Annotated in this window: 10 protein-coding genes; 9 read left to right on the forward strand and 1 reads right to left on the reverse strand. The window is 62.2% G+C overall.

Annotated features, from left to right (window positions below):
* Positions 1–35: 35 nt before the first annotated feature.
* The 8 genes from ACN9MZ_RS07720 to ACN9MZ_RS07755 are packed head-to-tail and all read left to right on the forward strand — an operon-like array spanning position 36 to position 10,779.
* Complete coding sequence (locus ACN9MZ_RS07720) at positions 36–1,352, forward strand: aspartate aminotransferase family protein (RefSeq protein ID WP_426341617.1); 1,317 nt, start codon at positions 36–38, stop codon at positions 1,350–1,352.
* 12 nt (positions 1,353–1,364) lie between these two features.
* Positions 1,365–2,480 (forward strand): alanine dehydrogenase, encoded by a 1,116-nt coding sequence (gene ald, locus ACN9MZ_RS07725; protein WP_426169537.1) that lies wholly within the window; start codon positions 1,365–1,367, stop codon positions 2,478–2,480.
* 15 nt (positions 2,481–2,495) lie between these two features.
* Entirely contained in the window at positions 2,496–3,998 is a 1,503-nt protein-coding gene (locus ACN9MZ_RS07730; protein WP_426341618.1) for a CoA-acylating methylmalonate-semialdehyde dehydrogenase, read from the forward strand.
* A gap of 11 nt (positions 3,999–4,009) precedes the next feature.
* Positions 4,010–5,377, forward strand: coding sequence for an NAD(P)-dependent oxidoreductase (locus ACN9MZ_RS07735; protein WP_426341619.1), 1,368 nt, complete (start codon positions 4,010–4,012; stop codon positions 5,375–5,377).
* Positions 5,377–6,663: an NAD-dependent dihydropyrimidine dehydrogenase subunit PreA gene (preA, locus tag ACN9MZ_RS07740; RefSeq protein ID WP_426341620.1), complete on the forward strand. Its 1,287-nt coding sequence runs from the start codon at positions 5,377–5,379 to the stop codon at positions 6,661–6,663. Before ACN9MZ_RS07735 ends, preA begins: the two co-directional genes overlap by 1 nt.
* The gene (locus ACN9MZ_RS07745) at positions 6,660–8,138 is read left to right on the forward strand and encodes an NCS1 family nucleobase:cation symporter-1 (protein ID WP_426341621.1); all 1,479 of its coding nucleotides are present in this window, start codon (positions 6,660–6,662) and stop codon (positions 8,136–8,138) included. The genes preA and ACN9MZ_RS07745 overlap by 4 nt, the downstream gene beginning before the upstream one ends.
* On the forward strand, positions 8,139–9,533 hold the full coding sequence (hydA, locus tag ACN9MZ_RS07750; protein WP_426341622.1) for a dihydropyrimidinase: 1,395 nt from the start codon (positions 8,139–8,141) through the stop codon (positions 9,531–9,533).
* Positions 9,534–9,543: 10 nt separating this feature from the next.
* On the forward strand, positions 9,544–10,779 hold the full coding sequence (locus ACN9MZ_RS07755) for a Zn-dependent hydrolase (protein ID WP_426341623.1): 1,236 nt from the start codon (positions 9,544–9,546) through the stop codon (positions 10,777–10,779).
* Between the two features lie 182 nt (positions 10,780–10,961).
* Here ACN9MZ_RS07755 and ACN9MZ_RS07760 read toward each other — a convergent pair whose 3' ends face one another.
* Complete coding sequence (locus ACN9MZ_RS07760; protein WP_426341624.1) at positions 10,962–11,597, reverse strand: TetR/AcrR family transcriptional regulator; 636 nt, start codon at positions 11,595–11,597, stop codon at positions 10,962–10,964.
* 94 nt (positions 11,598–11,691) lie between these two features.
* Between ACN9MZ_RS07760 and ACN9MZ_RS07765 the strand changes: the two genes are divergently transcribed.
* On the forward strand, positions 11,692–12,828 hold the full coding sequence (locus ACN9MZ_RS07765; RefSeq protein WP_426341625.1) for an acyl-CoA dehydrogenase family protein: 1,137 nt from the start codon (positions 11,692–11,694) through the stop codon (positions 12,826–12,828).
* Position 12,829: the final 1 nt, after the last annotated feature.

Genomic DNA, 12,829 nt, shown 5'->3' on the forward strand with positions numbered 1-12,829 from the left:
AAGTTTTTTGAGCGTCGTAAAAATGGGAGATAGCAATGAATGAAGCCCGGCCGCAGTCACTGGCATCTTTCTGGATGCCGTTCACGAACAACCGCGACTTCAAGGCCAATCCGCGCCTGCTGGTGTCGGCCGAAGGCGTCTACTATAAGGACGTCGACGGCAACCAGGTGCTGGACGGCACCGCCGGCTTGTGGTGCGTTCCGTGCGGCCACCGGCAGCCAAGGATCGTGGCGGCGGTCAGCGAAATGGTCGGCCAGCTCGACTTCGCGCCCACCTTCCAGATGGGGCACCCGGCGGCCTTCGAACTGGCCGACAAGCTGATGGAGTACACCAACCATCGCTTCGGCCACGTTTTCTACACCAACTCCGGCTCCGAAGCGGTGGACACCGCACTGAAGATCGCGCTGGCCTACCACAAGGCGCGCGGCGAGGCGTCCCGCACGCGCCTGATTGGCCGTGAACGCGCGTATCACGGCGTGGGCTTCGGCGGCATCTCGGTCGGCGGCATCGCCGGCAACCGCAAACCCTACGGCACGCTGCTGCCGGGAGTCGACCACCTGCCGCACACCCACAACCTGGAGAAGAACGCCTTCACGCGCGGCGAGCCGGAATACGGCGCCCACCTGGCCGATGAACTGGAGCGCATTGTCGCCTTGCACGACGCGTCCACCATCGCAGCCGTGATCGTGGAACCGGTGGCCGGCTCCACCGGCGTGCTGGTGCCGCCGAAAGGTTACCTGAAACGCCTGCGTGAACTGTGCACCAAGCACGGCATCCTGCTGATCTTCGATGAAGTGATCACCGGCTTTGGTCGCCTGACGACGCCGTTCGCCACCGACTACTTCGATGTCGAACCGGACATGATGACCACCGCCAAAGGACTGACCAACGGCACTATCCCGATGGGCGCGGTGTTCACCAAGAAGTTCATCCACGACGCTTTCATGGATGCGCCGGCCGGCATTGAGTTGTTCCACGGTTACACCTACACCGGCCACCCGGTCGCCTGCGCAGCCTCGCTGGCCACGCTGGAGGTGTTCAGGGAACAGAAGCTGCTGGACCACGCCAAGGAGATCCAGCCGTACTGGGAAGATGCCGTGCATTCGCTGAAAGGCCTGCCGCATGTGATCGACATCCGCACCATCGGCCTGGTAGCCGGCATCGAGCTGGCACCGCGCGACGGTGCGCCCGGAACGCGCGCATATGCCGCGTTCAAGAAAGCTTTCGCGGATGGGCTGTTGATCCGTACCACCGGCGACATCATCGCGTTGTCGCCGCCACTCACCTTTGAGAAGAAGCACATCGACGAATTGTTTGGGAAGCTCGGAAAGGTGTTGAAGGACCTAGACTAGAGGAGACGAACCATGTTGGTAGGCGTACCGAAGGAAATCAAGAATCAGGAATCGCGCGTTGGCCTTACCCCGGCCAGCGTAAAGGAACTGACACTCCGCGGGCACCAGGTCCTGGTGCAACACAACGCGGGCGCTGCAATCGGTCTGACCGACGAAATGTATGTGGGCTCCGGCGCCACGATCATCCCGACCGCGGAGGAAATCTTCGCCAAGGCCGAAATGATCGTCAAAGTGAAGGAACCGCAGCCACAGGAATGCGCGATGCTGCGCGAGAACCAGATTCTTTACACCTACCTGCACCTGGCTCCCGACCCGGAGCAGACCAGGGCGCTGGTGAAATCCGGCGCGGTCTGCATTGCGTATGAAACCATCACCGGTCCAAACGGCGGCTTGCCGCTGCTGGCGCCGATGAGCGAAGTGGCAGGGCGCATGTCGATCCAGGCTGGCGCTGCCCATCTTGAAAAATCCAAAGGCGGCATGGGCCTGTTGCTGGGCGGCGTGCCGGGCGTAGCCCCCGGCAATGTGGCAATTATCGGCGCCGGCGTGGTCGGCACCAATGCGTTGCAGATCGCTGTCGGCATGGGCGCCCGCGTGACGGTGCTGGACAAGAATGTCGACCGCCTTCGCCAGCTTGACCTGGTGTTTGGCAACCGCATCCAGACCATGTTCTCCAATGCCCACACCATCGACGACGCGGTAACCGATGCCGACCTGGTGATCGGCGGCGTGCTGGTGCCCGGCGCCGCGGCGCCGAAGCTGGTCACGCGCAATATGGTGTCGCGCATGAAGCAAGGCTCGGTGGTGGTCGACGTGGCGATCGACCAGGGCGGCTGCTTTGAAACCTCGCATGCCACCACGCACGAGAACCCTACCTTCGTGGTCGACGGCGTGGTGCACTACTGCGTCGCCAATATGCCGGGTGCAGTTGCCCGTACCTCCACCTTTGCGCTGAACAACGCCACCATCGGCCATGCCGTTGCGCTGGCCGACAAGGGCTGGGCCAAGGCCATGAAGGCCAACCCGCACCTGCGCAACGGACTCAATGTCTGCCAGGGCCATGTCACTTATGAAGCGGTGGCGCACGACCTTGGCTATACCTACGTGCCGGCGGAATCGCTGCTGGCCTAATCCTCAGGGCTTGAAATGAGCAATCTCGATACCATTACCCACTTTATCAACGGCGCCAAGGTCGATACGGCCAGCGGGCGTTATGGCGACGTATTCAACCCCGCATTGGGTGAACCGGTGGCGCGCGTGGCGCTCGGTACGGCGGAGGAAGTCGATGCCGCCGTGCGCGCCGCGGAAACGGCTTTCCCGGCCTGGTCCAACACGCCGCCGCTGACGCGTGCACGGGTGCTGTTCAAGTACCTCGAACTGTGCCACCAGCACACCGAGGAATTCGCCGCCATGCTGACCCGCGAACACGGCAAGACCTTCGCGGACGCCAAAGGGGAAGTGGCGCGTGGTATCGAGATGGTGGAATTCGCTGTCGGCATCCCGCAGATGATGAAGGGCGAGTACACGGACCAGATTGCGCGCGGCATCGATGCATGGTCGATGCGCATGCCGCTTGGGGTGGTGGCCGGCATCACGCCGTTCAACTTCCCGGTGATGGTGCCAATGTGGATGTTCCCGATCGCTATTGCCTGCGGCAACACCTTCATCCTCAAGCCTTCCGAGCGCGACCCGTCGCCATCGCTGCTGCATGCGCGCCTGTTGAAAGAAGCCGGCCTGCCGGACGGCGTGTTCAACGTGGTGCAGGGCGATAAGGTGGCGGTCGACGCGCTGCTCGATCACCCGGCGATCCAGGCGGTGAGCTTCGTGGGCTCGACGCCGATTGCGGAATATATCTACTCGCGCGGTTCGCAGCACGGCAAGCGTGTGCAGGCGCTGGGCGGGGCCAAGAACCATATGGTGGTGATGCCGGACGCCGACATGGACATGGCAGTCGATGCGCTGATGGGCGCCGCCTTCGGCTCGGCGGGCGAGCGCTGCATGGCCATTTCCGTGGTTGCAGCGGTGGGCGATGCCGCAGACAAGCTGCTGGGTGCACTGAAAGAGCGCACCGCTGCACTGAAAGTGCGCGATGGCATGGCATCCGATGCCGAAATGGGGCCGGTAGTCACTTCGGCCGCCAAGCAGCGCATCGAGCGCCTGATTGGCGAGGGCGTGGAGCAGGGTGCAACCCTGTTGGTCGACGGCCGCAATTACCAGGTTGCCGACCGCCCGAACGGCTTCTTCATCGGCGGCACGCTGTTCGATCACGTCACGCCCGACATGACTATCTACAAGGAAGAGATTTTCGGCCCTGTGCTGTGCATGGTGCGCCTGCCTGACGTGGCGTCGGCGGTAGAGCTGATCAACAAGAATGAATACGGCAATGGTGTCGCGGTCTTCACGCGCGACGGCGGGGTGGCGCGCGAATTCGTGCGCCAGATCCAGGTCGGCATGGTGGGCGTCAACGTGCCGCTGCCGGTGCCGATGGCCTTCAACAGTTTCGGCGGGTGGAAGCGCAGCCTGTTTGGCGACCACCACGCCTATGGTCCGGAGGGCGTGCGTTTCTACACCCGCCACAAGGCCGTGATGGAGCGCTGGCCAAATACCGCAAGTGCTGGCGCGCAGTTTGCTTTCCCACAGATGAAGTGAGGATGGAACCAATGATCGAGTCACTCAAATACATACCGCAGCCCAAAGCCACGAACGAAGAGCTGGCCGGTCATTTCACCGACCTGGCGCCGCCCCTGAACGCGCGCCAGGCTGCGATTGAAAGCGCGCGCTGCCTGTATTGCTATGACGCGCCGTGTACCCGCATCTGCCCGACCGGCATCGACGTCGCGAGCTTCATTCGCAACATCCAAGACAAGAACGTGAACGGCGCCGCGGTCACCATCCTGCAGCAGAACATCCTCGGCGGCAGTTGCTCGCGCGTCTGCCCGACCGAGATCCTGTGCGAAGACGCCTGCGTGCGCAATCATGACGCGGAAGGCCAGCCGGTGAAGATCGGCCTTCTGCAGCGTTTTGCACTCGATAATGCCACGCTGGACGGCCATCCATTCAAGCGCGCACCCTCGACCGGCAAGAAGATCGCAGTAGTCGGCGCCGGGCCCGCAGGCTTGTCCTGCGCCCACCGCCTGGCCATGCTGGGCAACGACGTGGTGATCTTCGAGGCGCATGAGAAGTCCGGTGGCCTGAATGAATACGGCATCGCCAAATACAAGCTGACCGACAATTTCGCGCAGAAGGAAGTCGACTTTCTGCTGGGGATTGGCGGCATCGAAGTACGCCACGGCCAGAAGCTCGGTGCCAACCTGCACCTGAAAGACCTGCACGGCCAATACGACGCGGTCTTCCTCGGGCTGGGCCTGGGCGCGAGCCGTGCACTGGGCTTGACCGGCGAGGATGCTCCCGGCCTGATGGCGGCGGTCGATTACATCGCCGAATTGCGGCAGGCGGACGACCTGGCCAAGCTGCCGGTGCCGCGTCGCGCCATCGTGATCGGCGCAGGCAATACTGCTATCGACATGGCGGTGCAGATCCAGCGCCTGGGTGCGGAAGAAGTGACGATGGTCTATCGCCGCGGCTTCGACGCCATGAGCGCTACCCATCACGAGCAGGACATCGCCAAGGCCAACCAAGTGCGCATGCAGACCTGGGCGCAACCGCAGCAGGTGTTGTTGGACGAAGCCGGCCGCGTGCGGGGCATGCGCTTCGAACGCACGGCGATGGAGGGCTCGCGCATGATCGGCACCGGCATTACTTTCGAGCTGCCGGCCGATGCGATCTTCAAGGCCATTGGCCAGGCAATGGAACCGGCCGCCCTGGCCGATCCGCTGGCAGCGATGCTGAAGCGCGATGGCGACAAGATTCATGTGGACGACAGCTTCCGCACCATCCTGCCGGGCATCTACGCCGGCGGGGACTGCGTCTCGCTGGGCCAGGACTTGACGGTGCAGGCCGTGGAGCACGGCAAGCGCGCCGCGATGGCGATCCATTCCGACATCCAATCGAAGAAGGGGACAGCATAATGGCCGACCTGAGCGTCAATTTCTGCGGCATCAAGGCGCCGAATCCATTCTGGCTCGCCTCCGCACCGCCTACCGACAAGGCCTACAACGTGATCCGCGCCTTCGAAGCAGGGTGGGGCGGCGTGGTCTGGAAAACGCTGGGTGAAGATCCGCCAGCCGTGAACGTTTCTTCGCGCTACTCCGCCATCTACGGCAAGAACCGCGAAGTCCTTGGCTTCAACAACATCGAGCTGATTACCGACCGCTCGCTGGAATTGAACCTGCAGGAAATCACGGAGGTGAAGAAGGCGTGGCCTGACCGCGCCATCGTGGTGTCGCTGATGCTGCCTTGCGAGGAACATTACTGGGCCGCGATCCTGCCGAAAGTCGAAGCTACGGGCGCCGACGGCATCGAGCTGAATTTTGGCTGCCCGCACGGCATGCCGGAGCGCGGCATGGGTTCCGCAGTCGGCCAGGTTCCGGAATACGTGGAGCAGGTGACGGCGTGGTGCAAGAAGCACACCAGGCTGCCGGTAATCGTGAAGCTGACGCCGAACATCACCGATATCCGCCGCCCGGCGCGTGCTGCCAAGGCCGGTGGCGCCGATGCTGTTTCGCTGATCAACACCATCAACTCCATTACCTCGCTGGACCTGGACAAGTTGGTGGCCTTCCCCAACGTTGGCGGCGCCAGCACCCACGGCGGCTACTGCGGCCCGGCCGTCAAGCCGATTGCGCTGAACATGGTGGCCGAGATCGCGCGTGATCCGGAAACGTGCGGCCTGCCGATTTCCGGCATTGGCGGCATTGGCAACTGGAAGGATGCGGCCGAATTCATCGCATTGGGCGCCGGGTGCGTGCAAGTCTGCACGGCTGCGATGCTGCACGGCTTCCGCATCGTGCAGGAAATGAAGGACGGCCTGGCGCGCTGGATGGACTCCAAGGGCTACCAGACGCTGGACGACTTCATGGGCAAGGCGGTGCCGAACACCACGGACTGGAAGTTTCTGGATATGAACTACAAGTCCATTGCCCATATCAACCAGGACGACTGTATCAAGTGCGGCCGCTGCTATGTGGCCTGCGAGGATACGTCGCACCAGTCCATCTTCCAGTTGATCGATGAAGCAAGCGGCACGCGGACGTACAAGGTCAACGACGAGGAATGCGTCGGCTGCAACCTGTGCGAAATTACCTGTCCGGTACAAGGTTGTATTACGATGGTCGCAGTCCCCACGGGCAAGCCTTACATGAACTGGACACAGGACCCGCGCAACCCGCGGGCCGAGATCAAGGAGACTGCATGAGCGACAATTCCCAGTTGTGGAACGAAGACCTGGCCCCGACCAATGAATCGCAGCGCACCTGGCGCTGGTATCACTTCGCTGCACTCTGGGTTGGGATGGTCATGTGCATTCCCGCCTACACGCTGGCGGCCAGCCTGATTGAAGGCGGCATGTCGGCGGGACAGGCTGTCCTCACCGTTTTCCTGGCCAATACCATTGTGCTGCTGCCGATGCTGCTGATCGGCCACGCCGGCACCAAGTACGGCATTCCGTACGCGGTGCTGGCGCGGGCCTCGTTCGGCACCTCCGGCGCGCGGCTGCCGGCGCTGATGCGGGCTATCGTGGCCTGCGGCTGGTATGGCATCCAGACCTGGTTCGGCGGGCAGATGATCTATACGCTGCTGGGCGTGATGATGGGCAGCGAGATCGGCGGTGCAAAGATCGGCGGCCTTGGCATCAATGGCGCCCAGCTGCTCTGCTTCATTGCCTTCTGGGCGATCCAGTTCTGGTACATCGTGCACGGCATGGATGCGATCCGCAAACTGGAAACCTATACCGCGCCACTGAAGATCATCATCTGCTTCGTGCTGCTTGGCTGGGTGTACCAGAAGGCGGGCGGCTTCGGTACCTTGCTGGAGCAGCCTTCGCAATTCGTTGAAGGCGGCAAGAAGGCCGGCCAGTTCTGGCCGACGTTCTGGCCTTCGCTGACAGCGATGATCGGCTTCTGGGCTACGCTGGCTTTGAATATCCCGGACTTCACCCGCTTCGCGAAAACTCAGCGCGACCAGGTGCTGGGGCAGTCGGTCGGCCTGCCGGTGCCTATGGGCCTGCTGGCGGCGCTGGCGGTGATCGTTACGTCCGCCACGGTCGTCTTGTACGGCAAGGCGATCTGGGACCCGGTTGACCTGGCCAGCCGCATGACCGGCGTGGCGGTGCTGGTCGCGCTGGTGGTCCTGTTGATCGATACGATCTCGGTCAACCTCGCGGCCAACCTGGTTGGCCCCGCGTATGATTTTTCCGCCCTGGCGCCAAAGCATATTTCCTATCGCACCGGCGGCTACATCACGGCCGGCATCGCGCTGGCGATGATGCCATGGAAGCTGCTGGAAACCACGCAGGGCTATATCTTCACCTGGCTGATCGGCTATTCGGCCCTGCTTGGCCCGATCGCCGGCGTGCTGATCGTCGACTATTACCTGATTCGCAAGACGGAGCTGAACGTCGGCGCGCTGTACGTCGACAACGGCGAATACAGCTATACAAACGGCTGGAATTCCGCTGCACTGCTGGCCTTCGCGTTTGGCGTAGCACCCAACGTGCCGGGCTTCCTGAATGCCGCCTTTCCGGCATCGTTCGGCGATGTCGGCGAGGGCTTCAAGCTGATTTATACCTATGCATGGTTCGTCGGCATCGCGATCGCGGCGCTGGTGTATGGCATCTTGATGAAGGGCAGGGCGGCCAAGGCCGTACCGCCACCCATTCCGGAGAAAGCATAAATGGCAACTTTGATTCGTGGCGGGACTGTAGTGAACGCGGACCGTGCCTTCCGCGCGGACGTGCTGTGCGAGGAGGACAAGATCGTCGCAGTTGGTCCCGCGCTTGAAGCGCCGGCCGGGGCGGAAGTGATTGATGCAGGAGGCCAGTACGTCATGCCGGGCGGGATCGACCCGCACACGCACATGAACCTGCCTTTCATGGGCACCGTCACCCAGGACGATTTTTTCACCGGCACCGCAGCCGGTCTTGCGGGCGGTAACACGACCATCATCGACTTCGTCATTCCCAACCCGCAGCAGCCGCTGCTCGAGGCTTACCACCAGTGGCGCGGCTGGGCCGAGAAGGCGTCCGGCGATTACACCTTCCATGTGGCGATCACCTGGTGGTCGGACAAGGTGCACGAGGAAATGGGCACGCTGGTGCGCAACCACGGCGTAAACAGTTTCAAGCACTTCATGGCGTACAAGAACGCCATCATGGCGGACGATGAAACGCTGGTGAAAAGCTTCCGCCGTGCGCTGGAATTGGGGGCAATCCCGACGGTGCATGCAGAGAACGGCGAGCTGGTTTACCAGTTGCAGCAGGACCTGCTGCGCCAGGGGATCACCGGCCCACGTGCGCATCCCTTGTCGCGCCCTCCAGCCGTGGAAGCGGAAGCAGCCAACCGCGCCATCGCCATCGCCAACGTCCTTAATACCCCGCTGTACATCGTACATGTGTCGTGCAAGGAATCGTTGGACGCGATCACCCGCGCCCGCGCGGCCGGCCAGCGCGTATATGGCGAAGCGCTGGCCGGCCACCTGATCGTGGACGACAGCGTGTACGACCATCCCGACTTCGATTTCGCAGCGGGCCACGTCATGAGCCCTCCGTTTCGCAGCCGCGAGCACCAGAAGGCGCTGTGGCAAGGCCTGCAGGGCGGCAACCTGCATACCACGGCGACGGACCACTGCACCTTCTGCGCCGAGCAGAAAGCGGCGGGGCGCAACGACTTCACCAAAATCCCCAACGGCTGCGGCGGGGTCGAAGACCGCATGGCGGTGATCTGGGATGAAGGCGTCAACAGCGGCAAGTTGACGCCGTCGGAGTTCGTGCGTGTAACGTCTGCCAATGCGGCGCAGATCTTCAACATCTATCCGCGCAAGGGCCTGGTTGCCGCCGGCTCGGACGCGGATATCGTGGTGTGGGACCCGGAAGGCACCCGCACGATTTCGGCCAAGACCCAGTTCGCGAAGGGCGGCTTCAACGTCTTCGAGGGACGTACAGTCAAAGGGATTCCAAGCACCACCGTGGCGGCCGGCAAGGTCGTGTTCCATCGTGGAGATTTGCGGGCAGTCGAGGGCGCCGGGCGCCACATCGACCGCCCCGCTTTTGCGCCCGTAACGGCGCGCTAAGGAGTGCATCATGAGCGATCTACGTATCAATAGCGACCGCCTGTGGGATTCGCTGATGGAGCTGGCCAAGATTGGCGCGACGCCGAAAGGCGGCGTCAAGCGCCTGACGCTGACGGATCTCGACAAGCAGGGGCGCGACCTGGTGACAAGCTGGGCGCGCGACGCCGGGTTGTCGATCACGGTCGACCAGATCGGCAACGTCTTCATGCGCCGCGATGGCGAAGACAACACGCTGCCGCCAATCATGACCGGCAGCCATATCGACACGCAGCCGACCGGCGGCAAGTTCGATGGCAACTATGGCGTGCTGGCGGGGCTGGAAGTGGTTCGTACCCTGAACGACAAGGGCATCAAGACGCGTGCACCGATCGAGGTCGCGTTCTGGACCAACGAGGAAGGCTCCCGTTTCGTGCCGGTGATGATGGGCTCTGGTGTATTCTGTGGCGCCTTCACGCTGGAACATGCTTACGCCGCCAAGGACACGGAGGGCAAGACCGTGGGCGAGGAGCTGGAGCGCATCGGCTACAAGGGCGAGCAGGTACCCGGCCAGCATCCGATTGGCGCCTACTTCGAAACGCACATCGAACAAGGCCCGGTGCTGGAAGACGCGGATAAGGTGATCGGTGTCGTGCCTGCCGTGATGGGGCTTTCCTGGTACGACTGCACCGTGACCGGCATGGAAGCCCACGCCGGCCCGACCCCGATGCACCTGCGCAAAGACGCTATGCAAGTCGCAGCCCAGATCATTCCGGAAGTCGTCGCCATCGCCAATCGCTACCCGCCGTATGGACGAGGAACGGTCGGCATGATGCAGGTCTTCCCCAACAGCCGCAATGTGATTCCCGGCCAGGTCAAATTCAGCATCGACCTGCGCAACGTGAACGACGAACTGCTGAATAAGATGCACGAGGATATGCTGGCCTTCATCGACAAGACCTCCGCAGAAACGGGACTTCCGGTGAAGATCGAACGCGTGTCGTACTACCCTCCATGCCCCTTCCATCCCGACTGCGTCGGCGCAGTGCGCAAGGCGACCGAAAGATTAGGCTACTCCACGATGGACGTCGTATCAGGCGCTGGCCACGACGCCATCTACGCCGCCCGCGTCGCCCCGGCGGGAATGATCTTCGTCCCCTGCAAGGACGGCATCAGTCACAACGAAATCGAAGACGCCAAGAAGGAGCACCTGGAAGCTGGCTGCAATGTACTGCTGCATGCCATGCTGGAGCGAGCTGGCATGGCCTGAATTGGCTGTATCACCGGATACGCCCAGTCGGATAGAATTGCCAATTTTGCATAAGCGGTGGGGCAAGATGGGCGTTCAAAGACTGGGCATAAGGCATGCTCTGCTTCTTATTCTTGCTGTACTCTGGGCGCTCACGCCACGGCCCAGTATGCGCTTGAGCCCTGCTACGCCCTGGAAAGAAATTAGCGGCCGAAGGCAATGCGGGTGATGGCGACGGTTGCTTCGTGCGCCAGGTCTTCGAGCTCTTTATGCTGCGGGCGGGTTTCGGAGATAAACAGCATGGTCCCCAGCATCTGCGCAACGATCAGGGTGCCTCGGATTTCACATTGCTGCATCGACAGAGCCGGATCGATTTCGTGGATCAGGTTACGCAGCGTCCGGCGGGCGCGGGTCATCATCGTGTCGAACAGCTTGGTGGCCACCGGGTGGCGGTTGGCCAAGGCGGCGATTTCGAAGAACAGGCCGCTCGACACCTGGTCGCGCAGGTCGGCCAGGAAGTAGTCGATGATCGATTCGAACAATTCCACGCGCGGGCCGGCGCCGGCGGCGGCAACGCGTTCGTCGATGCCTGCCTGGTAGCGGGCGAAAGTCTGCTCCAGCAATGCTTCGATCAGCGCGTCCCGGCTCGGGTAGTAGTGCTGCACAGTCGACAGGCTGACGCCCACCTGCTGCGCCACGCTGCGCATTGCCAGCGCCGCATAACCGTCGTGCGCCAACAACAACCGCGCTGCCTCCAGGATGGCGCTGGCGCGCTCAAACCCTTTGGTGGTGGTGTTGGATTCCTTTGCCTGCAGGGGCGTGTCTGACTTTTTCCTCATAAGACTCGAATTATCCCGTTGATTGACAAATAGGTCAACTGACCGATACTATTTCGGTCATCTGACCTATAACTTCAAACGGAGACCTCGCCTGATGATCCCTCGCACCTTATTCACCGAAGAACACGACATGCTGCGCGAATCCGCGCGCCGCTTCATGGAAACCGAAATCGCCCCGCACCACGAGCGCTGGGAAGAGCAAGGCTATGTTGATCGCGATGCCTGGCTGAAGGCCGGCGCAGCAGGCTTCCTGTGCCCGACCATGCCGGAGCAGTACGGCGGTGTTGGCGTGGACCGCCGCTACAGCATGGTGCTGATCGAAGAACAGGCACGCGTCGGTGCGTCAGGCCCGGGCTTCATGCTGCACTCGGAAATTGTGGCGCCCTACATCCTGCACTACGGCAGCGAATACCTGAAGTCGCATTACATTCCCAAGCTGGCGACCGGCGAGATGATCGGTGCCATTGCGATGACCGAACCTGGCACCGGCTCCGACCTGCAGGGCGTGGCCACCACCGCGATCCGCGACGGCGACCATTACATCATGAACGGCTCCAAGACCTTCATCACCAACGGCTGGAATGCCGATGTGGTGATCGTGGTTGCCAAGACCGATCCGACTGCCGGCGCCAAGGGCATCAGCCTGTTCGTGGTCGACACTTCGATGGAGGGCTTCAGCAAGGGCAAGCGCCTGAAGAAGGCAGGCATGAAGGCGCAGGATACCTCCGAGCTGTTCTTCGAGAATGTGCGCGTGCCGGTGAAGAACCTGCTGGGCGAGGAGGGCGCGGGCTTCAAGTACCTGATGCAGGAACTGCCTTGGGAGCGCATGCAGATCGCAATCATGGCTGTGCAAGCTGCTGAATCGGGCCTGGAATGGACCGTGCAATACACCCGCGACCGCAAGGCCTTCAAGCGGCCGATCGCCGAGTTCCAGACCATCGCGCATACGCTGGCCGAGATCAAGACCGAGGTCCAGATGTGTCGCGTGTTTGTGGACCGCTGCATGGAGCTGCTGATTGAAGACAAGTTGGATGCCGCAATAGCATCCATGGCCAAATATTGGACCACCGAAATGCAATTCCGCGTTCTGGACAAGTGCGTGCAGCTGCACGGCGGTTATGGTTATATGTGGGAATACCCGATCACCCGCGCCTGGGCCGACGCACGCGTACAGCGCGTGTATGGCGGCACTAACGAAATCATGAAAGAACTGATCAGCCGCACGCTGTAAG

Origin of the sequence: Pseudoduganella sp. S-14 (assembly GCF_049913285.1) — a bacterium.
In the GTDB taxonomy this organism is placed as follows: Bacteria; Pseudomonadota; Gammaproteobacteria; order Burkholderiales; family Burkholderiaceae_D; genus Rugamonas.

Excerpts from the sequence above, each read along its gene's own strand:
- ACN9MZ_RS07720 (WP_426341617.1), top strand. The coding sequence starts at position 36 with ATGAATGAAGCCCGGCCGCAGTCACTGGCATCTTTCTGGATGCCGTTC.
- ald (WP_426169537.1), top strand. The coding sequence starts at position 1,365 with ATGTTGGTAGGCGTACCGAAGGAAATCAAGAATCAGGAATCGCGCGTT.
- ACN9MZ_RS07730 (WP_426341618.1), top strand. The coding sequence starts at position 2,496 with ATGAGCAATCTCGATACCATTACCCACTTTATCAACGGCGCCAAGGTC.
- ACN9MZ_RS07735 (WP_426341619.1), top strand. The coding sequence starts at position 4,010 with ATGATCGAGTCACTCAAATACATACCGCAGCCCAAAGCCACGAACGAA.
- preA (WP_426341620.1), top strand. The coding sequence starts at position 5,377 with ATGGCCGACCTGAGCGTCAATTTCTGCGGCATCAAGGCGCCGAATCCA.
- ACN9MZ_RS07745 (WP_426341621.1), top strand. The coding sequence starts at position 6,660 with ATGAGCGACAATTCCCAGTTGTGGAACGAAGACCTGGCCCCGACCAAT.
- hydA (WP_426341622.1), top strand. The coding sequence starts at position 8,139 with ATGGCAACTTTGATTCGTGGCGGGACTGTAGTGAACGCGGACCGTGCC.
- ACN9MZ_RS07755 (WP_426341623.1), top strand. The coding sequence starts at position 9,544 with ATGAGCGATCTACGTATCAATAGCGACCGCCTGTGGGATTCGCTGATG.
- ACN9MZ_RS07760 (WP_426341624.1), bottom strand. The coding sequence starts at position 11,597 with ATGAGGAAAAAGTCAGACACGCCCCTGCAGGCAAAGGAATCCAACACC.
- ACN9MZ_RS07765 (WP_426341625.1), top strand. The coding sequence starts at position 11,692 with ATGATCCCTCGCACCTTATTCACCGAAGAACACGACATGCTGCGCGAA.